20 protein-coding genes are annotated in these 23,984 nt (G+C 69.7%); 7 read left to right on the top strand and 13 right to left on the bottom strand.

The window, feature by feature from the left end; genetic code table 11:
• Positions 1-10: 10 nt before the first annotated feature.
• Together NRB56_RS15065 and NRB56_RS15060 are read right to left on the bottom strand one after the other, a co-directional pair.
• Positions 11-1,303, bottom strand: a complete 1,293-nt coding sequence (locus NRB56_RS15065) for a sensor histidine kinase (protein WP_153342571.1) — start codon at positions 1,301-1,303, stop codon at positions 11-13.
• 57 nt (positions 1,304-1,360) lie between these two features.
• On the bottom strand, positions 1,361-1,822 hold the full coding sequence (locus tag NRB56_RS15060; RefSeq protein WP_153342569.1) for a hypothetical protein: 462 nt from the start codon (positions 1,820-1,822) through the stop codon (positions 1,361-1,363).
• Between the two features lie 240 nt (positions 1,823-2,062).
• Here NRB56_RS15060 and NRB56_RS15055 point away from each other — a divergent pair, with 240 nt between their 5' ends.
• Together NRB56_RS15055 and NRB56_RS15050 are read left to right on the top strand one after the other, a co-directional pair.
• Entirely contained in the window at positions 2,063-3,904 is a 1,842-nt protein-coding gene (locus NRB56_RS15055; protein ID WP_319943025.1) for an AMP-dependent synthetase/ligase, read from the top strand.
• Between the two features lie 196 nt (positions 3,905-4,100).
• Positions 4,101-4,778 (top strand): PAS and ANTAR domain-containing protein, encoded by a 678-nt coding sequence (locus NRB56_RS15050; protein ID WP_153342565.1) that lies wholly within the window; start codon positions 4,101-4,103, stop codon positions 4,776-4,778.
• Positions 4,779-4,790: 12 nt separating this feature from the next.
• Here NRB56_RS15050 and NRB56_RS15045 read toward each other — a convergent pair whose 3' ends face one another.
• Positions 4,791-5,639, bottom strand: a complete 849-nt coding sequence (locus NRB56_RS15045; protein ID WP_153342563.1) for an enoyl-CoA hydratase/isomerase family protein — start codon at positions 5,637-5,639, stop codon at positions 4,791-4,793.
• A 76-nt stretch (positions 5,640-5,715) separates the two neighbouring features.
• Between NRB56_RS15045 and NRB56_RS15040 the strand changes: the two genes are divergently transcribed.
• A complete protein-coding gene (locus tag NRB56_RS15040) occupies positions 5,716-6,174 on the top strand; it encodes a winged helix-turn-helix transcriptional regulator (protein WP_153342562.1) in 459 nt (152 codons plus the stop codon).
• 145 nt (positions 6,175-6,319) lie between these two features.
• On the top strand, positions 6,320-8,311 hold the full coding sequence (gene ligA, locus NRB56_RS15035; RefSeq protein WP_319943024.1) for an NAD-dependent DNA ligase LigA: 1,992 nt from the start codon (positions 6,320-6,322) through the stop codon (positions 8,309-8,311).
• Between the two features lie 58 nt (positions 8,312-8,369).
• Here ligA and NRB56_RS15030 read toward each other — a convergent pair whose 3' ends face one another.
• The 10 genes from NRB56_RS15030 to NRB56_RS14985 form a co-directional block, all read right to left on the bottom strand.
• Positions 8,370-8,807, bottom strand: coding sequence for a roadblock/LC7 domain-containing protein (locus NRB56_RS15030; protein WP_153342560.1), 438 nt, complete (start codon positions 8,805-8,807; stop codon positions 8,370-8,372).
• 388 nt (positions 8,808-9,195) lie between these two features.
• A complete protein-coding gene (locus NRB56_RS15025) occupies positions 9,196-10,620 on the bottom strand; it encodes a FadR/GntR family transcriptional regulator (protein ID WP_153342558.1) in 1,425 nt (474 codons plus the stop codon).
• Between the two features lie 165 nt (positions 10,621-10,785).
• The gene (locus NRB56_RS15020; RefSeq protein WP_153342556.1) at positions 10,786-11,766 is read right to left on the bottom strand and encodes a TauD/TfdA dioxygenase family protein; all 981 of its coding nucleotides are present in this window, start codon (positions 11,764-11,766) and stop codon (positions 10,786-10,788) included.
• Between the two features lie 182 nt (positions 11,767-11,948).
• A complete protein-coding gene (locus NRB56_RS15015; RefSeq protein WP_153342554.1) occupies positions 11,949-12,827 on the bottom strand; it encodes a mycofactocin-coupled SDR family oxidoreductase in 879 nt (292 codons plus the stop codon).
• A gap of 44 nt (positions 12,828-12,871) precedes the next feature.
• On the bottom strand, positions 12,872-14,089 hold the full coding sequence (locus NRB56_RS15010) for a cytochrome P450 (protein WP_153342552.1): 1,218 nt from the start codon (positions 14,087-14,089) through the stop codon (positions 12,872-12,874).
• An 84-nt stretch (positions 14,090-14,173) separates the two neighbouring features.
• The gene (locus NRB56_RS15005; protein ID WP_153342550.1) at positions 14,174-15,079 is read right to left on the bottom strand and encodes an SDR family oxidoreductase; all 906 of its coding nucleotides are present in this window, start codon (positions 15,077-15,079) and stop codon (positions 14,174-14,176) included.
• Positions 15,072-16,199 (bottom strand): spirocyclase AveC family protein, encoded by a 1,128-nt coding sequence (locus NRB56_RS15000; RefSeq protein WP_153342548.1) that lies wholly within the window; start codon positions 16,197-16,199, stop codon positions 15,072-15,074. Before NRB56_RS15000 ends, NRB56_RS15005 begins: the two co-directional genes overlap by 8 nt.
• A gap of 4 nt (positions 16,200-16,203) precedes the next feature.
• Entirely contained in the window at positions 16,204-17,319 is a 1,116-nt protein-coding gene (locus tag NRB56_RS14995; protein WP_153342546.1) for an ABC transporter substrate-binding protein, read from the bottom strand.
• Positions 17,320-17,421: 102 nt separating this feature from the next.
• Positions 17,422-18,252, bottom strand: a complete 831-nt coding sequence (locus NRB56_RS14990; RefSeq protein ID WP_153342544.1) for a CbbQ/NirQ/NorQ/GpvN family protein — start codon at positions 18,250-18,252, stop codon at positions 17,422-17,424.
• Between the two features lie 184 nt (positions 18,253-18,436).
• Positions 18,437-20,095, bottom strand: coding sequence for a nitric oxide reductase activation protein NorD (locus tag NRB56_RS14985; protein ID WP_153342542.1), 1,659 nt, complete (start codon positions 20,093-20,095; stop codon positions 18,437-18,439).
• Between the two features lie 263 nt (positions 20,096-20,358).
• Between NRB56_RS14985 and NRB56_RS14980 the strand changes: the two genes are divergently transcribed.
• From NRB56_RS14980 to NRB56_RS14970, 3 genes are all read left to right on the top strand, one after another.
• Positions 20,359-21,639 (top strand): amidohydrolase family protein, encoded by a 1,281-nt coding sequence (locus NRB56_RS14980; protein WP_153342541.1) that lies wholly within the window; start codon positions 20,359-20,361, stop codon positions 21,637-21,639.
• Between the two features lie 19 nt (positions 21,640-21,658).
• The gene (locus tag NRB56_RS14975) at positions 21,659-22,951 is read left to right on the top strand and encodes a TetR/AcrR family transcriptional regulator (protein WP_153342539.1); all 1,293 of its coding nucleotides are present in this window, start codon (positions 21,659-21,661) and stop codon (positions 22,949-22,951) included.
• A 156-nt stretch (positions 22,952-23,107) separates the two neighbouring features.
• Positions 23,108-23,953, top strand: coding sequence for an MBL fold metallo-hydrolase (locus NRB56_RS14970; protein WP_153342538.1), 846 nt, complete (start codon positions 23,108-23,110; stop codon positions 23,951-23,953).
• The last annotated feature ends 31 nt before the right edge of the window (positions 23,954-23,984 follow it).

Here is a 23,984-nt window from a genome sequence, read left to right as displayed (position 1 = left end):
CGGCCGCGGGTCAGGGCGTCGCGAGGGGGTGGTCGCCCGGGGTCGCGGGCAGGGTCGCGTGCACGCACCAGTCGTCGCCCTCGGGGCCGTACCGCAGTTCGCCGCCCAGGGCGTCGAGGCGTTCGCGCAGTCCGCGCAGGCCGGTGCCGGACGACAGGGCCGCCGGGGCGGGTGGCGCACCGTGGCCGCGGCTGCGGACGGTGAGGCGCAGGTCGGCCTCGGTCCACGTGATGCCCAGCGCCACCGACGCGTTCCGGCCCGCGTGTTTGGTCGCGTTGGTCAGCGATTCCTGGACCGTGCGGTACGCCGCCAGGTCGGCCTCCGGCGGTAGCGGCCGGGCCCGGCCGCTGACCTCGCTGCGTACTCGCAGCCCGGCTCGGCGCGCGGTGTCGAGCAGGTGCTCGACCTCGGCGAACCGGACCGGCGGCGGTTCCGCGTCGGACGACCGCAACAGGCCCAGCATCGAGTGCAATTCGGTCATGGCCTGGGCGCCCGCCTGCTCGATGACCTGCAACGCCCGGCCCACCCGGGGGTCCGCGCCGGTGGCCAGGGCGCGTGCGGCGCCGGCGTGCAGGATCATGCCGGCGACCGCGCCCGAGACGCTGTCGTGCAGTTCCCGCGCCAGCCGCAACCGCTGTTCGGCGAGGGCCTGTTCCGCGGCGGCCAGCAGTCGTTCCCGTTCGGCGCGAGCGTGCTGCTCGCGGGAGTGGACGAGCCGGCCGAGGCCCCACGCGACGGCGAGGATGATCGCCCAGAGGGTGAGGGCGGGCGCGAAACCGCCCACGCCGTGTTCGGCCGCGGATTGTTCGGAGCGATAGCTGAACAGGGTCAGCGGCAGGGCCGAGGCGACGAAGACCAGGCGGGCGGCCGGGCCCGGCACCCGCCGCGCCACCACATACGTCGCGACCAGCAGATAGGCGAACGGATAGTATTGCGGCACAAGCAGATTGACGCCGGTGTAGAGCCAGGTCGCCACCCACACCGTGAGCGGGAACCGATTCCGCAGCAGCAGGGCGCCGCACAGGACGACGGTGAGCACCGGCAGCAGCCAGCCCGCCACGCGGCCGCCGCCGGTCAGATCGCGGTGTGCCCCACCCCAGACCGCCATGTCCACGCCGCCGGCCACCGCGACCAGCAGCACATCGGCGAGCCGCCGGAGCAGGAGCACGGGCCGCGACGGCGCCGATGGTCGCGGCTCGGTCGCGGCCGGGCGATTTCGGTCGCGGGCGGCGCGAATTCGCGTGCGTGCCGAATCGCGCTGCGGCGCGGGCTCGTTCGCGGCCGCCGGCTCGTGCCCCCTCATGTTCCCGAGTGTCCCACGGGCCGGGCCGGGGTTCGCGGCTTCGGAGAAGGCGGCCGCTCAGTCGTTGCCGAACAGGTGCAGCAGCCACCGGATGGGGTCGTTGACGAAGGATACGGGCGATCCGGCAGGCGGTGGTGGCGGTGCGTCGGCGAGCACCAGGCGCAGGGCGGCGATGACCTCCGCCCGGGTGGGCTCCGGAGAGGGGACGCCGCCCTCGTTCCGCCCGGGTACGATCGGCATGTCGCGCGCCGGGGCGGCCGACGCCGAAACCAGTTGCAGCAGAACAAGTTCCGGAGCTTCGGGAATCACATGAATGTGGGCGATGTCGATCACCTCGGCGACGCCCTCCGCCGCGGCGAACACGCCGGCCCGCAGGGCCGGGAAGTCGTTCGCGAGTTGCCGATTCAGCGGCGGATCGACGAGAGCGTATTCCGGGTCGACCAGGGTGGCCGCGCCGAGCCGCTGTCCGGTGGCCCCACCCTCGCCGACCGCGTACACCGCAACGGTGGTCTGCGTCATGGACAGCAGTGTCCCACGGAACGCGGGTTGTTCTCGGCCGGTTCGGCTTTCCGTGGCGCCCCGGTACGGACGGCGCGATCGCGAATGTTGCCGATTCAGTGCCGAATGCGCTGATCCGGCCACGCCGCAGCCGGGTTAAGTTAACATGGATTCTACAAGATCGGATCGGCAGTGGAGTGGACGATGTTGCACCGGCGCGGTCCGTTGGTCACTTTCGGGCATGCGTCCGGTGCGGTGGTCGTGACTCTCCCGGAAGCGTTCCGGGCGACGGTGTCGATGCGGCCGGACGCGATCGCGCTGAGCGATCAGGCCGGGGACATCGTGGTGAGCTGGGCCGAATACGACGACGAAGTGCGCCGTCTCGCAGCGGGTCTCGCGGCGCTGCTGCGGGAATGGGGTGAGACGATCGGGTTGCTGCTGACCAATCGCATCGAGTTCCATCTCGTCGACACCGCGGCACTGCATCTCGGCGCGACGCCCTTCTCGATCTACGCGACCCTGCCCGCCGCCCGGATCGCCGACATCTGCGCGAACGCCGGGAACCGGATCCTCGTCACCGAGCGGCGATTCCTGGATGTGGTGCGGGACACCGGGATCGCGTTCGCGCACGTGATCTGTGTCGACGGGCCCGCGGCGGGGACCCTCGACCTCGCCGACGTGATGCGGAATCCACTGCCGCGCTTCGATTTCGACGCGACCTGGCGTCAGGTGCGGCCGGAGGATCTGGCGACGATCGTCTACACGTCGGGCACCACGGGCGCTCCCAAGGGGGTCGAGCTGACCCATGCCAACATCCTCGCGCAATTGGCCGGGCTCGCCGAGGAGTTGCCGACCGGGGGCACGGATCGCATCATCTCCTATCTGCCCGCCGCGCACATCGCCGACCGGGTCACCGCGCACTACGCGAACATCGCGCGCGGCATGCGGGTGGTGCCGATCGCCGATCCACACCGATTCGCGGAGGCGCTGGTCGCGGTGCGCCCCACGGTGGTGTTCGGGGTGCCGCGGGTGTGGCACAAGGCACAGGCCGCGATCGAGGGGGCCGTGGCCACCGATCCGCGCCGGGCGCGGCGCCGGCTGGCCCGATGGGCGCTCGGGGTCGGCGTCCGGACCGCGCGCGCCGAACGGGGCTCCGGGTGCGGGCCGCTGCTGCGGCTGCACCATCGGATCGCGGAAGCCCTTGTGCTGGGCCGCATCCGGCGCCGGATCGGGCTGGACGCGGTGCGGTTCGCGGCATCCGGCGCCGCGCCGATCTCCGCGGAGGTCCTGGAGTTCTTCCACGGGCTGGGGATCCGGCTGACCGAGGTGTGGGGGCTGTCGGAGGCGGCCGGGGTCAGCACCTCCACCACGGTGACCGATCCCGCGCTCGGTTCCGTCGGAAAGGTCGTTCCCGGAACGGAACTCGCGCTGGCCGCCGACGGCGAGATCCTGCTGCGCGGGCCGATGGTGATGCGCGGCTACCACCGGGACCGGGAGCGGACCGCCGCGGCGTTCACTCCCGGCGGCTGGCTGCTGACCGGCGATCTCGGGAGGCTGGATTCGGAGGGCAATCTGCGGATCATCGGCCGCAAGTCCGAGATGATCATCAACGACTCCGGCAAGAACATCGCGCCCGCGCTCATCGAGAACGCCGTGCGGGCGGCGTCGTTCCTGATCGGTTCCGTGGTGGTCGTCGGCGAGGGCCGGCCCTATCTGGTCGCGCTGATCACGCTTGACGGTGACGCCATCGGCAGCGACGCCCGGACCCAGGGCGTGATCGCCGCGGACGTCGCGGACCTCGTGCACCGGGCCGGCATCCGGGACCGCATCGTCGCCGCGGTCCGGGCCGCCAACGCCACCGTCTCGCGGCCGGAACAGATCAAACGGTTCGTCCTGCTCGATCATCTCTGGCTGCCCGGTGACGACGAGCTGACCCCGAAGATGTCGGTGCGCCGCGCGGTGGTCGAACGCAACTACGCCGCCGTGATCGAGGACCTCTACGCCGACGTGCCGACCGGTGATTTCCTGGAACCGACTGTGACGCAACAACTTCGCCGCCGGATCGGCGGGCGGCGGGCCCCGGCCCGCTCGGCCGGCCGGTGAGCGGCCGACAGCGGCGGCGGACCGCGACGGCAGTACCGGCGGGACCGGCCGGGCACTGTGCATAGAATGCTCCCTGAACATCGGCGACCTGCGCTTATCCAGTGCCGGTGCTCGACCGGCCGGTGTTCGCCGGCCCGTCGGTGGCAGACTCGACCGGTACGTCCACGCCCCGCCCCGCAGCCGGAGAATGAGCACGATGACCATACCGAACCCGCCCGAGACCCCCGCGCACGTCACGGCGGACAGTGACGCCGACAGCGGGCCGGTCGTCGGCGCGTTCACCTTCTGGTTCGCCACCCGGCGATGGGAATGGTCGCCCGAGGTGTACCGGATGCACGGCTACACCCCCGGCGACGTCGAGCCGTCGACGACGCTGCTGCTGTCGCACGTCCACCCCGACGATCGCGCCCGGGTCGCGGACCTGATCACCGCGACGGTCGAGCACGGTGAACCGTTCTCCAGCCGCCACCGCATGGTGGACACCGCCGGGGAGGAACGCGCCGTGATGGTCGTCACCGACCAGCTCCACCACGAGGACGACACCGCGGTCGGGGTCAGCGGTTACCACATCGACCTTACGGACACCCTGCTCGACACCGGCCTCGCCGACACCACCGACGAGAACCGGGCGATCATCGAACATCGCGCCGTCATCGAACAGGCCAAGGGCGTGATCATGCGGACCTACGGCATCACCGCCGATCAGGCCTTCCGGGTGCTCGCGTGGCGATCGCAGGAGACCAACGTCAAACTCCGCGACTTCGCGGCGCAACTGGTCGCCGAGCTGCCCACCGTCCCGCCGCCGCCGGCCACCACCGCCTTCGACCACCTCCTGCTCACCGCGCACGATCGCGTTCCGCCGCACGAGGATTGAGCGAGGTCCGGCCTACGGCTGCCGGGACCCGGCGGGCGCCGGGCCCCGCGTCCGTTCGATCAGTCGCTCCAATTCGAGCTCGCCGGAGCGGGTCTGCGCACCGGCCGCCAGAACCGCCGAAAAGCGTTGCCGGGCATCGTCTCCGGTGAACAATGGCAGCAGCAGTTCGGTCTCGCGGGCCAGCCCCTCGTCGAGTGGGAGTTCCGACGCGGCCCGGATCGCGCGCAGGGCCGCCACCACCGCGTCCGGTGGCTGCTCGGCGATGCGGCGGGCCAGATCGCCGACGAACTCGTCGAGTTCGGCGGCGGGCAGCGCGCGGTCGATCCAGCCGTATCGTTCGGCGGTGCGCGCGTCGTAGAGTCCGCCGCCCAGAACGACTTCCAGCGTGCGCGAGCGGCCGAGCAACCGTGGCAGCAGTTGGGTTCCGCTGCCGCCCGGGAAGATTCCGAGCGCCACCTCGGGCTGGCCGAACCACGCGTGATCTGTTGCGGCGTAACGCATGTCGAGCGACAGCAGGAATTCAGCGCCGCCGCCCCGGACCCGGCCCGCGATCTTCGCGATGGTGGGCCGGGGCAGGTCTCGGTAGCGCGCGAACAGGGTGGGGGCCGGGCCCCGCGCGTAGGCGGCCAGCGCCTCGGGATCCGTCACCAGCCGCATATCGCCGTGGGAGAGAAAGAATTCCGGGTCCGCGCTGGTGAACACGACAACCCGGGTGTCCGGGTCGTCGCGGATGTCGTGGTACAGCCGGTCCAGATCGGCGATCAGAATCTCGTCGAGCAGGTTGACCGGGGGATGGTCGATCGTGACGGTGGTGACGCCCCGCGCGGTGCCGACGGTCAGCGCGGCGTAGCGGTCGCTCATGGCCCTCCTGAGTTCTCTTGTAGAACTCAGACCCTAGCTGACTTCTCATGGAGAACTCAACCGGTAGAATCGCGGCATGGAGTGGACGTCGGTGGGCCTGGACAACTGTCCGCTGGTCCGGGCCCTGGAGGTCGTCGGCAGCCGCTGGACGTTGCTCGTGTTGCGCGAGATGTTCAACGACGTACGGCGTTTCGAGGACATGCAGCAGCATCTCGGAGTGTCCACCTCGGTGCTGAGCCGGCGACTCGCCGAGATGGTCGAGGAGGGGCTGGCCGAGCGACGGCCGTACCGGGTGGACGGCCGCCGGGAACAGCTGGAATACCTGCCCACGGCCAAGGCGTGGGAGCTGTATCCGGTGGTGGTGGGCCTGATGCAGTGGGGCGATCGGCACCTGGCCGATCCGGACGGTCACGCGGTCCGGCTGGTCGACCGCGACTCCGGGGCCGATGTGATCGCGGCGCTCGTACCGGCCGGTACCCGGACATGTGCCCCCGCCGACATCGCCGTCGTACCGGCGGGAGCCCCCTCTCCCTGAGCCCGTTCGGGCGATGCCGGGGCCGCGGCCGTCCGGGTGTCGGGGCCATCCGCGGTTCGGCGAACAGTGCCCTGGCGCGGCCTCGCCGACGGTGACGACCGGTCTGTTCCCCGAGTGTCGGTGGGGCTGGGTAGCGTCTGGTCCTGTGGAAACTGGGGAACGGATTCGAGAGCTCGCGGAGCGCATCGTGGCGCTGCGCGACGCCTACTATCAGGGCTCGCCGCTGGTCGCGGATGCCGAGTACGACGCGGTCGAGGACGAGTTGCGGGCGCTGATCGCGGCGCATCCGGATCTCGCGCCCGATCCGAATCCGCTGGAGCAGGTCGGCGCGCCGGCGGTGTTGCACGCGCCGATCCGGCATTCGCGGCCGATGCTGTCGCTGGAGAAGGCGACCAAGCCCGAGCAGGTCGCCGCGTTCTTCGATCGTTTCCCCGGTCAGCCGGTGGTCGTGATGCCCAAGCTGGACGGTCTGTCACTGGCACTGGTGTACGAGGACGGCCGGCTGGTGCGCGCGGTGACCCGGGGCGACGGCACCACCGGCGACGACGTGACGATGCTGGTCCGCGCCCTGGTCGACGGCGTTCCGGAGCGGATCGAGGTGCCCGGTCGGGTGGAGGTGCGCGGCGAGGCGGTGATGCTGCGCTCGACGTTCCTCGCGTACAACATCGCGCATCCGGACAAGCCGCTGATCAACCCGCGCAACGCGGCGGCGGGCACGCTGCGGGCCAAGGATCCGGCCACGGTGGCCGAACGCCGGTTGCAGTTCCACGGTTTCGACCTGGACACCTCCGCCGGCGGCGCCGCGGTCGATCTGGGCGAGGGGTTGCGCGCGCTGGGCGTCGCGGGGGCGGAGATGCGGGTGTGCGCCGACGCCGAGCAGGCGCAGGCGGCGATCACCACGATCGAGGCGGGCCGCAACGAGCTGGACTACGACATCGACGGCGCCGTGCTACGGCTGGCCGACCGCGACGCCTACGCCGCGGCGGGCACCCGGTCGAACAGTCCACGCGGCGCGCTGGCGTTCAAGTTCGCCGCCGAGGAGAAGACCACGCTGCTGGTGGACGTGGTGTGGGATGTCGGCAAGACGGGCAAGATCGTCCCGGTGGCGTGGCTGGAGCCGGTGTTCGTGGGCGGCACCACGGTCACGAAGGCGACGCTGGCCAATCAGGAGGTGATCCGCGCCCGCGACATCCTGGTCGGCGACACGGTGCTGGTGCGCCGCGCCGGCGACGTGATCCCGTTCGTGGCGGGCGTGCTCGACGCCTCCCGGCGCACCGGCGAGGAGCGCGAGATCGTCCCGCCGACGGCGTGTCCCTCGTGCGGGCAACCCGTGACCGAATCGGGCAACAGCCGGGAGTTGTTCTGCACCAACGCTTCCTGTCCCGCGCAGACGGTCCGGCGGCTGATCCACTGGGCCTCGCGCGCGGCCGCGGACATCGATGCGATCGGCCCGGTGTGGATCGAAAGGCTCGCGGAGGCGGGCATTCTGGAGAATCCGTCGGATTTCTACACGCTGACCCAGGAGCGCCTGCTCGAATTCGATCGCATCGGCGAGGTCTCGGCCGCGCGCATGATCGAGTCGATCGATACCAGCCGCGCGGTGGGCCTGCGCCGGGCGCTGATCGGTCTCGCGATCCCGATGGCCTCCGACGGTACGGCCGCGCGGCTGGCCCGGTCCGGATTCGGTTCCCTGGAGGAGGTCGCCGACGCGGGGGAGGAACGCCTCGTCGCCGTCGAGGACATCGGCCCGAAGGTGGCCGCGTCGCTCATCGAGCACCTCACCCGCCTGCGGCCGGAACTGGAACGGCTGCGGGCCGCCGGGGTGTCGCTGGACGTGCGTGCCGAGGATCTGCCGCCGGTGGTCGCCGCCGGTGCGCCGCTGGCGGGCAAGACGGTGGTGATCACCGGCGCGCTCACCGATCCGCGTTCCGGCGAGAAGGTCGCCCGGCCGACCTTCCAGCGGCTGTGCGAGAAGGCCGGCGCGACAACGGCTTCCTCGGTCTCGGCGAACACCGATCTGCTGATCACCGGCGCCGGAGTCGGCGACAGCAAACTCACCAAGGCGGAGAAGCTCGGTGTCGAGGTCGTCGACCAGGGCGAGATCTGGCGTCTGCTGATCGACGCCAAGATCGTCTAGGCGCCGTCCCGGCGTCCGCCGCCGTACCGGTTCGGCGCGGGTCCGGATTACGCCGATGCTAGGGGCGTGCCACCGGCGGCAGCTGCTGCGCCCACCGCTGACGGGTGCGGCTGCCCAGTTCGTTGCCCACCCGGAGGGCCAGTTCGTTCATCCGGTGGGCGATCAGGTTCACGTCGGCGTCGGGCGTGGTGGAGACCCCGAGCAGCGCGCCGTCGCCGACCGCGGTGATAAAGATCATGCCGTCCTCGTACTCGGTCATGTTCTGCCGCACGCTGGTGAGATTGCCCGCGAATTCGCCCAGCGCCTTGCCCAGCGAACGCAGCCCGGACGCGGCGGCGGCGAAGCGTTCCGCGTTGTCGAGGGTGATCTCGCCGATGTGCGCGATACGAAGTCCGTCGTCGGACAACAGGACCGCGAAACGGACGTCCGGTATGTCGAGTCCTTCCAGCATCCAGGCCGGCTTGTCGGCGTTGATCGCGCTCTCGAATGTGCTCATCAGGATGTGATCCCTTCGGTCGCTCGGCCTTTCCCGAAACTCCGAAATCGGGCACGACAGTGTGCCTTCGAATGCTGGAGTCCCCACTCGATATTTGAGCACGCGCCGTGCCCCGCCGGTAACTTGCTGTCCGATTCCTGCCGATTGTCCACGTATTCGCAGATGGGACCCGCGGCCGTGGTATCGGAGGCACCGGCGCCGGGAAAGTCCCGGAAACCGACCGCTGTGATTGCTCTCTTTGCCGCGGCGGGCGCGATTGTCATCCGTCCCAAAGCCGTGGCAGAGGTTTGCCTTACGGTGAATAGTGGCATTCGAATTCGTCCATTCGGTAAATTCCCGATCGAAACTCCAGCGGCCGGCACACACCGGGAATACGGTGGCATGCCGGTCAGCCGGTGCGGCCGCCGAGGTGCCGCCGCATGCGATGCCAGGCGAGGGCGGTGTCGCCCCGCCGGATGGCGTCGAGGATGCGGTGATGGGTGCGCGCGACCTCGTCGCGGGGCTCGTGCGGGCCGTCGGCCGGATGCCGGTGCGACAATTCCGTCACGATCGAAAGGAACAGCGTCAGAACCGGATTGCCCGCCACAGCGGCCAGTTCGGTGTGGAACGGGCGCGGCGGGCCCGAACACGGCTCGCCGGCCGCGGCGCCGAGCCGGTCGGGCAGTTCGCCGCCGGCTTCGGCGAGCCGCGCGGTCACCTTACCGACGACGCCGAGTTCCAGTGCGTCGCGCACGATCCGGAAATCGCCGGTGGTGACCCGTTCGTACTCCAACAGCAGTGCGATCGTGTCGACGCTGGCCTGCGGTTCGGGTTCGGTGACGATCAGCCCGCCGCCGGGGCCGGGCCGCATGCGGGCCACCGAGTGATATTCCAGCAGCCGCACGGCTTCCCGGAGCGCCGGGCGGCTGATGCCGTAGCGCGCGACGAGGTCGGTCTCCGAACCGAGTACGTCGCCGACCGGCCAGCCGCGCGCCGCGATGTCGTCGTGGATCCGGCTCGCGAGGACCTCGGCCAGCTTGCCGGTCGGCGCTGTGGCGCAATCGAATCCGGCGCCCGGTAGCGGCGGGCGGCGGTGCGCCCGGCGCGGCTCGACCCAGTCGGCGAGGTGCTCGAGGTGCGCGGTCAGCGCGACCTGCGCGCGGGCCCCGTCACCGGCGATCACCGCCTCGCCGATCGCGCGATGGGTGGTGTGCGAATCCTGCCGGGCCGCATCCAGTTCCGCGGCCGTCCGCCGGCTCGAGGCGTGCGCGTACCGGGTGGTGAGCCGGGTGAGCACGTCGATGAACAAGTGCAGCAACGGATTTCCGGACAACCGGCCGATCAGCGCGTGGACCGGGTCGTGCGCCCAGCACTCCGGGCCGTCGAGATGCGCGTGCTCCGCCCGCAGCGCGGCGCGCAGCGTGCCGATCCCGTCCTCGGTGATGCGGTCGGCCGCCAGATGCGCGGCGACCGGTTCCAGCAGCGACCGTGCCTCGATCAGATCCGTGCTGCCGGTGCCGACGTATTCGAGATAGATCACCATGGCGTGGGTGGCCGGTTCGGCGTCCGGGGCGCATACGAACAGGCCGCCGCCCGGCCCGCGCCGCATCCGGGCGACCTGATGGTGTTCGACGAGCCGCACGGCCTCGCGCAGCACGGGCCGGCCCACCCCGTAACGGGCGCGCAGTTCGCTCTCCGATCCCAGCGATTCGCCGACCGGCCAGCCCCGGCCGATCACGGATTCCTCGATCCGCCGGGCGATCTGGGTGGCGAGCCGGCCGGCGCCGGTCGCGATCTCGCCGTCGGCGGGATCGAACTCGACGGCGCTCGCCATGCGCGGACTCCTCGCGGATATTCGGGAACTCGATGCGGTCCGTCCGCGACCGAACCGGTACACGTCCCGGAAGCGAACAGTATCAAGGTTACTCATACCTGACCTGGGCATCGAGCGCGGCCGTGCGATCCGCGAGATCCGGGCGGGCCGGTTCCGCGCCGCCGGTCAGGCGGCGAACACCTCGAGCCGCGGCGAGGGTAGGATCGCACTGTAATGCGAGGCGTCGCCCTGGATCACCCGGCTGTGGGCGCCGTTGACGTCGACCGGGACGTCGCCGGCGAGGGTGATGCGATGCAGTTCGCGCTTCCGGTCGCCGAAATCCGCGATCCCGTAGTGCTGGGTGGCGCGGTTGTCCCAGATCGCGACATCACCGAGCCGCCAATTCCAGCGGAAAGTGTTCTCCAATTTGATGATCCGGTTCTGCAGCAACTGGTACAGGGTGTGGAATTCGGCGGTCGTGAGGCCGCGGAAATCCTTCGCGAAATGGCCGAGCAGCAGGGCGCGTTCACCGGTTTCCGGATGCACCCGCACGACGGGGTGCAGGGTCTGGTATTCGGTGCTGGTGAATTCCCGGTAGTGGTCGGTCTTTCCCTGATTGATCGCGTCGGAGGGGTCGGCCTGCCCGACGTAGTCGTACAGATTGCTGTGCGTGGCCCACAATTCCTCGGTCAGCGCGCGCAGCGATTTCGGCAGCTGCTCGTACGCCGCCACCGTCGACGCCCACGTGGTGGCCCCACCGTATTCGGGCAGGGTCACCGCCCGCAGGATCGACGCCTTCGGGATGCGGTCCACGAAGGTCACATCGGTGTGCCAGCTGTTCGCCGCACCGTCGATCGTCAGCAGCTGGGTGCCACGCGAGGTGACGGTCGGATGGGGCGTGGTCGGCGTTCCCAGCAGCTCGGCGAACGCGTATTGCGACTCGTCGTCGAGGTGATGCTGCTCGGTGAAGACCACCACCTTGTTGATCGCCAGCGCCAGCCGGATCGCCTCGACCTGTTCGGCGGGCACGTCGCCACCGAGTTGCACGCCGCCGATCCGCGCGCCGATGTGCTGCCCGAGCTTCTCGACGGTGATACCGGCCTCGCGATAGCCCCGCTCCGCGCTCGCCTCGCGATCCGCGCGATGTTCGATCTGTGCCAATGTCATGGTCGGTACTCCTCGTTCGTGTCCGGTCACGCGAATTCGACCACCCGCGGCCGTATTTCCCGGCCCGAGCGGCACGCCGCGGCGGATTCGACCGTAGGGACAGCGGATAGTGCGCGGAAGTAAAGAATTCACGGAGAGTCGAACGGTCATCGGAGTGGTGATCGAAGCAGGCGGAATTCCAGCTACCTGCCCGGGCCGTTGGGCCACTTGAGCAGTGAGCCACCGTCGACGCGGATCTGCTGGCCGGTGATGTAGCGGCTCTTGTCGCCGGCCAGGAACACCGCGAGGTTCGCGATGTCCTCCGGTTCGACATAGGGGATGGGCATGGCCTGGAAGATGGTGAACAACGGTTCGGCGTCCTCGCGGGTGGCCTGTTTGCCCGCGGCGGTGAGGTCGGGCCGGAACATGCTGTACATGCCGTCGTTCTGCAAGAGGTCGGTGTTGACATTGGTCGGGTGGATCGCGTTGATGCGGATCATCCGCGGCGCCAGATGCAGGCTCATCTCCTCGACGTATTCGATGACGACGCGTTTGCTCCAGCCGTATCCGGCCCCACCGGGCCCCATGTTCGGATTGTCGGTGGTGCCGCGGATCATGCCGGCGGTCGAGCCGGTGACGATGATCGAGGACCCGTCGGGCAGATGCGGCACCGACACCGCGACGGTGTTCAGGACGCCCAGCAGATCGACATCACTCGCGTCGACGAACTGCATCGGATCCGGTTTGCCCATCGCCATCGGGAGAATGCCCGCGTTGGCGACGACGATATCGATCTTGCCGAATTCGGTGACGCCCGCCGCGACGGCGTCCCGGAGTTCGTGGCGTTCACGGACATCCGCGATGCGGGCGACGATCCGGCCGCCGAGTTCGCCTACGGCGCGGGCGGTTTCGTCGAGGTCCTCCGGAGTCGCGAGGGGATACGGATTCGACTCGATCTGCCGACAGATGTCGACGGCGATGATGTCCGCGCCCTCGCGCGCCATGGCCACGGCGTGCGCGCGGCCCTGGCCACGAGCGGCGCCGGTGATGAACGCGACCTTGCCGGTCAGGCTCCCTGTCATATGTCCTCCGTCGATTCGAAGCCGGTAGCGGGTGTGTGTTCGGATCAGGTTGCCGGAGTGTCGAATACGACCGGCAGCGCGGCGGGCGAGCGGAACACCTGACCGCGGATGTGCACATCCTCGGCCGCCGGATCCAGCCGCAGATTCGGTAGCCGGTCGATCAGCAGATTCATCGCGGCCCGCATTTCCATGCGGGCCAGATGCATTCCCAGACAGACATGGACACCGTGGCCCCACCCGACATGGGATGTGCTCGACCGGAAGAGGTCGAACTCGTTCGGTCGCGGGTGCCGGTCCTCCTGCCGGTTGGCCGCGCCGAGCATGGGCATGACCGAACATCCCGCCGGGATCGGCACACCCGCCAATTCGGTATCGCGGGTCGTCACCCGGGTGATCGTGAGCAGCGGGGCGTCCCACCGGACCGCCTCCTCGATCGCCTGCGGCAGCAGGGACCGATCGGCCTTGACCGCTTCGAATTGCTGGGGGTGGGACAGCAAGGCGTACAACAGATTTCCCAGTGCGCGGTAGGTGGTCTCGATACCGGCCGGCAACAGCAACCGGAGGAACGAGTAGATCTCCTCGTCGGTCAGTTGCTCGCCGTCGATCCGCGCCCGCGCCAGGCTGCTGATCAGATCGTCGCGCGGTTCCGCGCGGCGGGCCTCGAGAATCGGCCGGAAATAGTCGACCAGGGCCGCCGAGGCCGCCTTGCCGCGTTCGGGATTCATGGTGAAACTGAGCAGGGAGATCGACCACCGCTGGAATTGCGGGAAATCCTCCCGGGGCAGGCCCAGCAGACCGGCGATGATCTGGGTCGGATAGGGAAAGGTGAATTGCCTGACCAGATCCGCCTTTCCCTGCGGCGCGAAACCGTCTATCAGTTCGCCGCCGACCCTGCCGACCAGATCGTCCTCCCAGCGGGCCAGGGCCTTCGCCGAGAACGCCTTGGACACCAGCGCGCGATGGCGGCCGTGCCGCGGCTCGTCCATGCCGAGCATGACCTGTTTGCCGAGGACGTCGCCGAATGCGCTGATGACGATCGCCGACGAGAAGGTCTCGTTGTCGCGCAGCATCGTGATGATATCCTCGTGCCGGTACACGATGAACACCGGTTTACCCTCCTCGCCCGGCATGCCGGAGAGGTCGATGCGCTGCACCGGCTCGTCGCGATTCTGCCGCGCCAATTCCGGATAGGGGTCCCGCACATTTCCCGACACCGCGTCGTCGAAGGCGCCGAAATCCGCGAGATCATCGAACAGTTGCATATCTGATTACTCCTTCGGTCGATCGGAGCGGCCGCGAGTTCGCCGCCGATCGGTATGGGCGGCTCGGGGGCGGCGGCCGAGGTGTCAGGTATCGGTGGCGTTCTCCTGGGTGGCGGGTTCCGCGGAGCGCAGGGCGCCGTGCCGCGGCAGGCCCATCGCCGTCCGGGACAGCTGGTGCATCCCGGACGGCGGCAGAAGCCGGTTGGCGAGCAACAGCATTCGGGCGTCGGGACCGACGGGGCGGCGGCGGAACGGAGCCCGGTGGTCGAGCGCCTTGGTGAGGCCGGCGGCGAAGCGGGCGGGCGGGCGGGCGAACCGGATGGCGAATCGGCCGCGTCGGTCGGTCGATTCGTGCAGGCGCGCATAGGGTCCGGCGAAGTCGCGATCGTCGGTGGTGCCCGCGTCGGTGATGATGTCGGTGTCGTAGGTGCCGGTCACCAGGATGGAGACGCCGAGCCCGAACGGCGCGATCTCCCCGGCCAGCGATTCGCCCCAGCGCTCGAGCGCGCCCTTGGCCGCGGAATACGGTGCGATGCCGGGCATTCCACGTACGCCACCGGCGCTGGAGACCAGGACGATCCGGCCGCGTCCGGCCGTGCGCATCGCGGGCAGCAAGGCCTGGGTGAGCGCCACCGGGCCGAGCACGTGGGTCGCGAACATCCTCTCCCACAACGCGAGTGACGTTTCCTCCACCATGCCGGCCGCCGAGATGCCCGCATTGTGGACGACCGCGTACGGCGCGCCGACTCGTTCGAGGACCGTCTTCGCGGCCGCGGCGATCGACGCAGGGTCGGTGAGGTCCAGCGGGACGCCGATCAGCCGCGGATCATCCGGTGCCGCACCGGTTTCGGCGCGTAGCCGATCCAGGCCGGTTTCGGGGGACCGCATGGCCGCCACGACGGTCCAGCCAAGGGCGTGGAGATGTGCCGCCGAGGCCAGGCCCAGCCCGCGCGAGGCGCCGGTGATGACGACGCTGCGTGTCTCAGCCATGGTTCGCCGCCGGTCCGCAGCGACCACCGCCGGCCGGGAGACTCACGTCGGGACGGCCGTGCGGCTGTCCGCTCATCCAGGTGGACCAGATACCGGCCGAATACGGCCCCGGCTGCCCGTTGCGCTCGTAGACCCCCTGCGGGTCGTACACCTTGGCCTCCGGATAGGGCCAGGGGCAGGCGACCGAGGTGGCCGCGCCACTGATCTTGATGAGCTGGAAGCCGAAACCGTAGGCGAGATAGGCGATGTTGACGATCACGAACATCACCGCGAACATGCCGAGCGCGGGCCGTCCGGGGAAAAGCCGTGCGCGGCGGGCGAGTTTCTCGGCGACGGTGCGGCCGGTGTCGTCGCGGTACACCAGGACGCCGGCCGGGATCATCACCAGGCACACCAGCGTCGATTCCCACAGCAGCGGGAATTGCCAAGGGCGGCCGGGGAATATCGATCCGAACGGGATGACCTGCGAATAGATGTACATACCGGTGCGCACCAGGGTGACCTCGAGGATCATGTCCACCACGAAGCCGAAAACCAGCAGCAGAACCGCCAGCGAGATCAGCGGATGCCGCCAGGCGAACGAATCCGCCGGGCGGGCGGCCTGGATCCGCCGCAGTACCGGATTCGCCAGGAAATACGGGCCGAAATAGAAGGAGGCGTAACCGATCACCAGGAAGGGTTCGACCGTCGGCGACAACGACACCAGCGGCCAGTCCTCCGGCCAGTGCGCCAGATCGGGGTTGTAGACCGCGTACGGCGACCAGTTCATGATCGGGTCCTGCCACACGATCAGCGTGGTGACGACGCCCATCAGCAGGTAGGGGTGGCCCGGGTGGCGGCGGATCCCCCACCCGAGCAGCGCGATCAACTGGATCATCATCACGACGGTGAGGATCTGCAGCAGCGCCACCCAGTGCTGGTATCCGAACAGCGGATCGACCGGGCGCGGTGCGGGACCGTCCGGGAATCCGGGGGTGCGGATCCGCGCCGACACCGCGCCGATCCGCGCGTAGTGGGCGATCACGAGCAGCACGGCGACGGCGAGCGCGATCCACACCACCGGCCACACCGACCGGCGCGGTCCGGATTCGGTGGCGACCTTCACGGGTCCGGTGGTCATCCGCTCACTCCTGACCGAAACGGTCGACGAGATGTGAAGTGACGCCGTCGGTGTCGAGCGTGCGGGCCACCAGATAGCCGGCGCCCATCCAGGCCCGTCGCGTCCACTTGCCGAGTGAGATCCGGGTGCCGGGCGCGCCGGAGGCGGCGGGCAGCATCTTGACCCGTTCGAGGGCCTCCTTGACGCCGCGCGGGCTGAGCGGATGCGCGTCGGCGAAGGCCCGGACCAGGGTGGTCGCGACATCGCGGTTCACCACCGGCACACAGTATTCGGGCCGCCGGCCGTCGTATCGGCGGGCGTAGCGGTCGAGGAAATCCTGTCCGATCGGGTTACCCTCGTCGTATTGATCGACGCCGATCCAGCCCGTGAAGGCGTTCCACATGACCGGGTTGACCCAGGCGTTCTGGAACGCGGTGGTGGTGAACCGCGGCGGATCCCAGCCTGCCGCCGCCAGCGCCGGATTGATGAACACGATGCCGAATCCGAAGCCGAGATGGACGATCGCCTCGGCCTTCGCCTCGTGCAGGGTGCGCACCGCGGCGGTGATGTCCTGCGCCGTCTGCGCGATGACGGACTCGGCCACGATCCGGATTCCCTTGCGGCGGGCGGCATCCCGGAGATTGCGCAGGTAGCTCTCGCCGATCAGGCTCTGCTCGGACAGCACGCCGATCTCGGTGATCCCGCGTTTGGCGATCAGGTCGACGAGGAAGATCGGCTCGTCGGTCATCGACCCCTGCGGGAACGCGAACGTCCACTCGCCGAGCCAGTCGTCGGTGCCGGTGACGCTGATCGCCGGTACCCGGAACCGTTCCTCGATCGCCTCCCGGGTGGGCACGGCGTTGTCGGTGATGTTGGGGCCGAAGACCACCAGGCAGCCCTCGTCGACGAGTTCGCCGTAGGCATCGATGACCGCCTTGACGCTGCCCTTGGGCAGCCCCTCCACCTCCCGGTAGATCATCCGCACGCGCCGGTCCAGCACGCCCTGCTCGTGGGCCTCCTCGAAGACGAGGTCGAAGCAGCGGGTGAAGTCGTCCCGCATCTCCTGCGGAAAACCCGGTGGCAGTGTGAAATCCATCAGGTAGCCGACCTTGATCGGCTCGGCGGCGCTTTCGTAGGACATGTGACCTCCCGGAAGATGTTCGGGGCCCGCCGGACTCGGGCCCGGTGAGAACGAATATTTGTTTTTCGATGGGGACAGTGGTCCGCCGGCCGTCGATCGGGCTCAGCCGGCGGGGGTCTCCAGGTACACGTCGATCATCTCGATCAGGCCGCGGGTGATCGCCGGATCGTCGGTGAGCGGGCCGGCGACGGCCGCCACCGCGGCTTCGCGGGGATCCAGTCCCTCGGCGATCAGGCGGCCGGCGGCGACGAGCACGCGGGTGGAGGAGACCTCGCGCAGCCCGCCGGTCTGCAACCGGCGGATCGCCGCGCCCAGCCGCACGAGCATCGCCGCGGTGGACTCGTCGACGCCGGCCTCGCGGGCGACGATGCGCTGCTCCACTTCCGGTGCCGGAAAGCCGAACTCGATCGCCACCATCCGCTGCCGGGTGGAATCCTTCAGGTCCTTCAGCACGCTCTGGTAGCCGGGGTTGTAGGACGCGACCAAGCCGAAACCCGGCGCGGCGGGCACGGTGATCCCGAGCCGCTCGATCGGTAGTTCGCGCCGATGGTCGGCCAGCGGGTGCAGGACGACGGTGGTGTCCTGCCGCGCCTCGACCACCTCGTCGAGGTAGCAGATGGCGCCCTCGCGCACCGCCCGGGTGAGCGGGCCGTCCACCCACTCGGTGTCGCCGCCGCGCAACAGGAATCGGCCGACGAGATCGGCGGTGGTGAGATCGTCGTGACAGGCGACGGTGATCAGCGGCCGCCCGAGTTCGTGGGCCATCGCCGCCACGAACCGGGTCTTGCCGCAGCCGGTCGGGCCCTTCAGGACGATCGAGAGTCCTTGGCGATGAGCGGCTTTGAACACCGCCTCCTCGTTGGCCACCGGGACGTACCAGGGCCGCCCGGTCGCGGCGGGCTGGGCTCGTCGCGCGGCGGCGGAGGACGTCATACGCGGACCGCTCGTGCGGGAGTGCCGGAAGTTGCGCCGGCCTCGATGCCAGACATCGCTTCTCCTTCAATGCATCCCGGATCGCAGATCCCCGACCCGGGCCGACCACAGCGTAGCGTGGAACAGATATTTGATACAACCGTTCGCGGTGGTGGAAATCCGCCGGTCCGGCCGGGGCGGCCGGTCATGCCGGGCGCCGGCGGCGAATGTCCGCGCGGTCCAGGGCGAGTCGCAACAGCGGCCCGGCGAGCCGGCCCAGCTGCTCGGGGTGCCCGATCGTCGCGTGGGCCGCGGCGCCGAACACCTGCCGCAACTCCGTGGCATCGGTGGCGGCTCCCACGGTCAGGCACAGGCAGCCGATACCCGCGGAACCTGCCTCCGCGAGCGCTTTCCGCGCGTCGGCGGCGCCGTGGGCGCGCTCGTACCCGTGGTCGTAGGCCAGGCCGTCCGACAGCACGACGAGCACTCGCCGCGGTGTGCCCGACCGCTCCCGCAGCGTCGCCGTGCCGTGCCGGATCGCCGCCCCGAGCCTCGAATAGGCGCCCGGCCGCAGACCGTACAGCCGGGCCATGGCCGTGGCGTCGAGCCGATCCTCGAAGCGTTTCACCGGTGTCAGGTGCACCGCCGCGCGGCCCCGCGAGGAATACGCGAACACGGCGACCCGATTGCCCAGTTCGTGCAGGGCGGTGGCGAGCGCCGCGGCCGCCTCGCGCTGCTGTTCGTGCACGGTGCGCCCGCCGGTGCCGGCCTCGGCGGCCGATCCCGACACGTCCAGCAGGATGAGCACCGAAAGATCGTGGCGCCGACGGAGATTCGCTACATACACGGCATCGTCGGGAGTCGAGCCGGTGGCCGTCTCGATCCGCGTCGCGACGACGGCGTCCACATCGATGTCGTCGCCGTCGCGCCGGCGGCGCAGGCGCGTGGAGCCCAGGCCGAGCCGGGCCAGCGAGCGGCGCATCGCCCGGTCGCCGGACGGGGGCGCCCCGGGTTCGGTTCCCGTGGGCTCGGTTTCGATCACCGTGCACCAGTCCGGCCGATAACGCCCACGGCGGCTGTCCCATTCGGGGTAGCGCGTGCCCGTCGCACCGGCATCGCCCGCCGCGTCGTCCGCGGTCGCCGCCGCGGACCGCACCGCACCGGCGCCGCGGGTCGCCGAGCGGCGGGCGTGTGTCGGCGCGTCCGCGCCGGGCGGGCCGCCGCGACCGGTCCGTCTCGTAGCGCTCGTCAGCCGCGACAGCAACCGGCCGAGGGCGCCGCCGCCACCCACCGGGCTGGAGAACGGATCGGCCGCATCGCGTTCGGCGTCCGCGTCCTGGTCCGAGTCGGGAAGTTCCGCGGTGGATCGCCGCCGGGGCGGATGGGCGGGGCCGTCGGCCGTCCGCCCGGCCGCCCGGTGGACGGCCAGCAGCTCGGACGGCCGGATCACGCCGAAGCAGGCGGGTGGGCTCGCGATATGCGACCGGCCGGCGGCTATCGCCAGCGAATCGAGCGGCGTTGCGGCAGTGCAGGGTTCGAGTACGAGCCGCATCGAGCCGGGCAGCAATCGCGCGTTGGCGAGCAGCGCGCGCCGGCCCTCGACCGCCAGATACCGTTCGGTGAGCCGGCGCCGCCGGGCGAGCCGGCGGACGATCTCGGGTTCCAGCCCGCCGCCGGCCAGCAACGACGCCTGCACGGCCAGTGCTTCGAGCCGGACCCGCGGTGCGGCCGTGGCGTCGAGGTACACCGTCCGGCCGTCGGTCCGAGCCGGCGTGCCCGGGGGCAGTGCGGTGACCGTCAGCGGCCGGCCCGCCAGCGCCGAGGCCAGCAGCGCGAGCCGGTCCAGCGCGTGGTCGTCTGCCATCGAGACTCCTTGCCGCCGAGCGCGATCGGTATTGACCAAAAATATGTTCCAAAGTAGAGTCCGGGATCACCGGCGGTCAATCGCCGATGTGTCGGTCGACCGGTCTCATGGAGCAAGGAAGATCGTGGATTTCTCCTCCCCGCCGGAGACCGCGACCGGGGGTCCCGGCGTCCTGCGGCGGCTCGGCGAACTCGACGTGCGGCTCGCGTGCCTGGAAGTGCTGTGCGGCCGGTCGCCCCGGTCCACGAGACAAGGAGTACGGCATGGACATGAACGACCTGGTGCTGGTGTCGGTCGACGATCATCTCGTCGAACCGCCCGGCATGTTCCGCGACCACATCCCCGCGAAGTACCGGGATCGGGCGCCGAAGGTCGTGCAGCGCGCGGACGGTACCGACGCGTGGGTGTTCGAGGGGCAGGAGGCCACCAATGTGGGTCTCAACGCCGTCGCCGGTCGCCCGCCGGACGAATACGGCGCGGAGCCCACCAAATTCAGCGAGATCCGCGAGGGCTGCTACGACATCGACGCGCGGATCCGGGACATGAACGCCAATGGCGTCGCCGCCTCGATGAATTTCCCGTCCTATCCGCAGTTCTGCGGGCAGTACTTCGCCCGCGCGCAGGACAGGGATCTCGGCCTCGCGGTGTTGCGCGCCTACAACGACTGGCACGTGGACGAATGGTGCGGCGCGTATCCGGGCCGGATGATCCCGCTCGGCCTGCCGCCCATCTGGGATCCGCAGTTGATGGCCGACGAGGTCCGGCGGCTGGCGAGGAAGGGCTGCCATTCGGTGTCCTTCTCGGAGAATCCGACCAAACTGAACTATCCGTCGCTGCACGATCCGCACTGGGATCCGTTCTGGACGGCGTGCAGCGACGAGAACACGGTGGTGAATCTGCACATCGGCTCGTCGTCGTCGGTGGTCATCACCTCCGTGGACGCACCGATCGACACCATGATCACCCTGCAGCCGATGAGTATCGTCAACGCCGCCGCGGATCTGATCTGGTCGCCGACGCTGCGCAAATTCCCGGACCTCACCTTCGCCCTGTCCGAGGGCGGTATCGGCTGGGTGCCCTATTTCCTGGAGCGGATCGACCGGGTGTACAAGACGCATCGGGCCTGGACCCACCAGAACTTCGGCGACCGGCTGCCCAGCGAGGTGTTCCTCGAGCGCATCGCGTTGTGTTTCATCGACGACGAATTCGGGGTGCGGAGCCGGGACGAGCTGAACCTCGACATGATCTCGTGGGAATGCGATTACCCGCATTCCGATTCGACCTGGCCGCAGGCGCCGGAAACCCTCGACGTCTATCTCGCGGGCCTGTCCGACGACGAGATCGATCGGATCACCCATCGGAATGCCGCGCGGCTGTATTCGTTCGATCTGTTCGGGCACAACACCCGCGAGCAATCGACGGTCGGCGCGCTGCGGGCCCGGGCCACCGATGTCGATCTCGGCTTCCGTTCGTCGGAGCGGTTGCGCAAGACCGGCACGGACACGGTCACCGTGCTGAATCTGGTCGCGAATCTGCCGAGCTGAGCCGGGTGTGGCCCGTGGGATGCCACGCCGTACCGAGATCCTGCGGACCGCCGATGCGGTGATCGCGTCCTCGGGCCTGCGCGCCTCGCTGCAACAGATCGCCGACGCGGCGGGAATTCTCCCGGGGAGTCTGTACCACCATTTCGAATCCAAGGAAGCAATTCTCGTCGAATTGGTCCGCCGGTACCGGGACGCACTCGATCGCGTCGGCGCCGTGGCCCTGGAACGGCTCGGCGAGCGCGGGGCGCGGCCGCCGCTGGACCGGATCCTCGAGCTGGGGCGGGAGATCGCGCGCTGCGCGGTGGAACACCGTGCCGCACTCCAGATGTCGTTCTACGAGGGTCCGGGTACGGATCCCGAGCTGATCGCGCTGACCGGGCGGCGGTGGACCACCGCGCACGAGGCGATGGTGCAGACGCTGGCGGCCGGCCGCCGGACCGGGGACATCCGCCCGGAGATGGAGTTGCCGGTGCTGGCCGACCGGTTCTGCCAGAGCATGCTGCACGTCGGCCTGGATGTGATCCGGCACAAGGCATCCAGCGATCAGGTGGCCACCGCGATCGGCACCGTCCTGTTGTACGGGCTGGCCGCCGAGTCACCCGCGGCGGCGGCGCTGGACGGTTCCGCGGCCTTCGCGGCCGCCGAACGGGTGATCGCCACGTGGACCGACGACGCGGCGGCCGCCAGCGACCGGGCCGCTCATGTCCGGGCCGTCGCCAGGGCCGAATTCGGCCGTCGCGGTTACGAAATGACCACCGTCCGGGACATCGCCGCGGCCGCGGGACTCACACTCGGCACCGCCTACCGGCTGATCGGCTCCAAGGACGAGTTGCTGATGTCGATCATGCTGTCGTTCGGCAAGAAGGTGGGCGCCGGATGGACGGCCGTGCTGCGGTCGGATTCGACCCCGCTGGCGAAGCTGGACGCCCTCGGCTGGGTGAACATCAATGCGCTGGACCGGTTTCCGGACGAATTCAGGATCCAGCTGGCCTGGCTGCGGCAGTCACCGCCGGACATCGCCGACCCCGGCTGGTCCTTCACCACCCGGGTCCGCCAGATGAAATCCCTGCTGTCCGAAGGCCGGCGGTCCGGCGAGCTCCGCATCGGCGGCCCGCCCGCGGAGATGATGGCGCGCTGCGTGATCGGGCTGCAGTGGATTCCGGAGAACATCCTGCGTGACCTCGGCGTACCGGCGGGGGCGACACACGTCCGCGACACCGTGCTGCGCGGTGTCGCCGTGCGCCGGCCCCGACCCGTCACGGAAGGTTCAACCAACGCGCCGAATTCACCGAATTCCCGGTGCGGTGAATAACGATAGGCACTGACTATCGAGTATGTGGAACATTTTCACCCAGTACTGTTTCCGTCTCATTGCGATCGAAAATCACTCAAGATGACATGACCCGTATTCGCGTGCCCCGGGCGGGCGGATCCGGGAATTCTGGGGATTCGTGGAACGGAGACAAGGATGCAAATCACCGTGCTCGGCTGCCGGGCGGGCATGCCGTCCGAAGGACAGCCAAGTTCCGGCTATCTGGTGGACACCGGGGACAGTCGTATCCTGCTGGATTGCGGGCCGGGAATCGCCACCGCGCTCTCGGCCGTTCTGACCTCCGCGGAGCTCGACGCGATCGTGATCAGTCATCTGCACATCGATCACGTGTACGACCTACTGCCGCTGGGCAAGTCGCTGCTTGCGCCGATCGCGCTGGCCGGATATCCGGGCGCCGCGTCGTTCTTCGGCCCGGGGCCGCACGAATTGCCGCGCGTGCCACTGTATCTGCCGGCCGGGTCGGGCCCGCTGCTGGAACGCTGGTCGTCCCTGCTGACCACGACCACGCTGCCGATGCTGGACCGGGTATTCGACGCGGCGTTCGACGTGCGCGAATATCGGCCCGACGACATCGTGACCGTCGGTGTCAGCACGATCGAATTCGTGGAATTGCGGCACGCCAAACCCAATTGCGGCGTCCGGGTCTGCGCGCCGGGCGGATCGCTCGCCTACACCGGCGACACCGGTCCCACCGACGCGCTGGTGCGATTGGCGGAGAACATCGGCCTGTTCGTGTCGGAGGCGACCCTCGAGGTGTCCGATCCCGGTGCGCACGGGCATCTGTGCGCCGCGGACGCCGCCCGCGCGGCCCAGGCGGGCGGGGCCGGACAGCTGCTGCTGACCCATTTCCCGACCACCGACGAGATCTGGCTGAAGGCGCGGCTGGCCGAGGCCGCCGCGGAATTCCCGGGTCCGATCCATCTGGCCCGGCCGAACGCGGTGTTCCAGGCCGGCGAGCCGGTCGTGGCGGTCCGGGGCTGATCGATCGCCGATTGCCGCGGTGTCGGGCCCG

Source organism: Nocardia aurantia (assembly GCF_009604425.1).
Taxonomy (GTDB): Bacteria; Actinomycetota; Actinomycetes; order Mycobacteriales; family Mycobacteriaceae; genus Nocardia; species Nocardia aurantia.
Note: the sequence above shows the minus strand (reverse complement) of the source record. Positions and strands in the feature narration are given on the sequence as shown.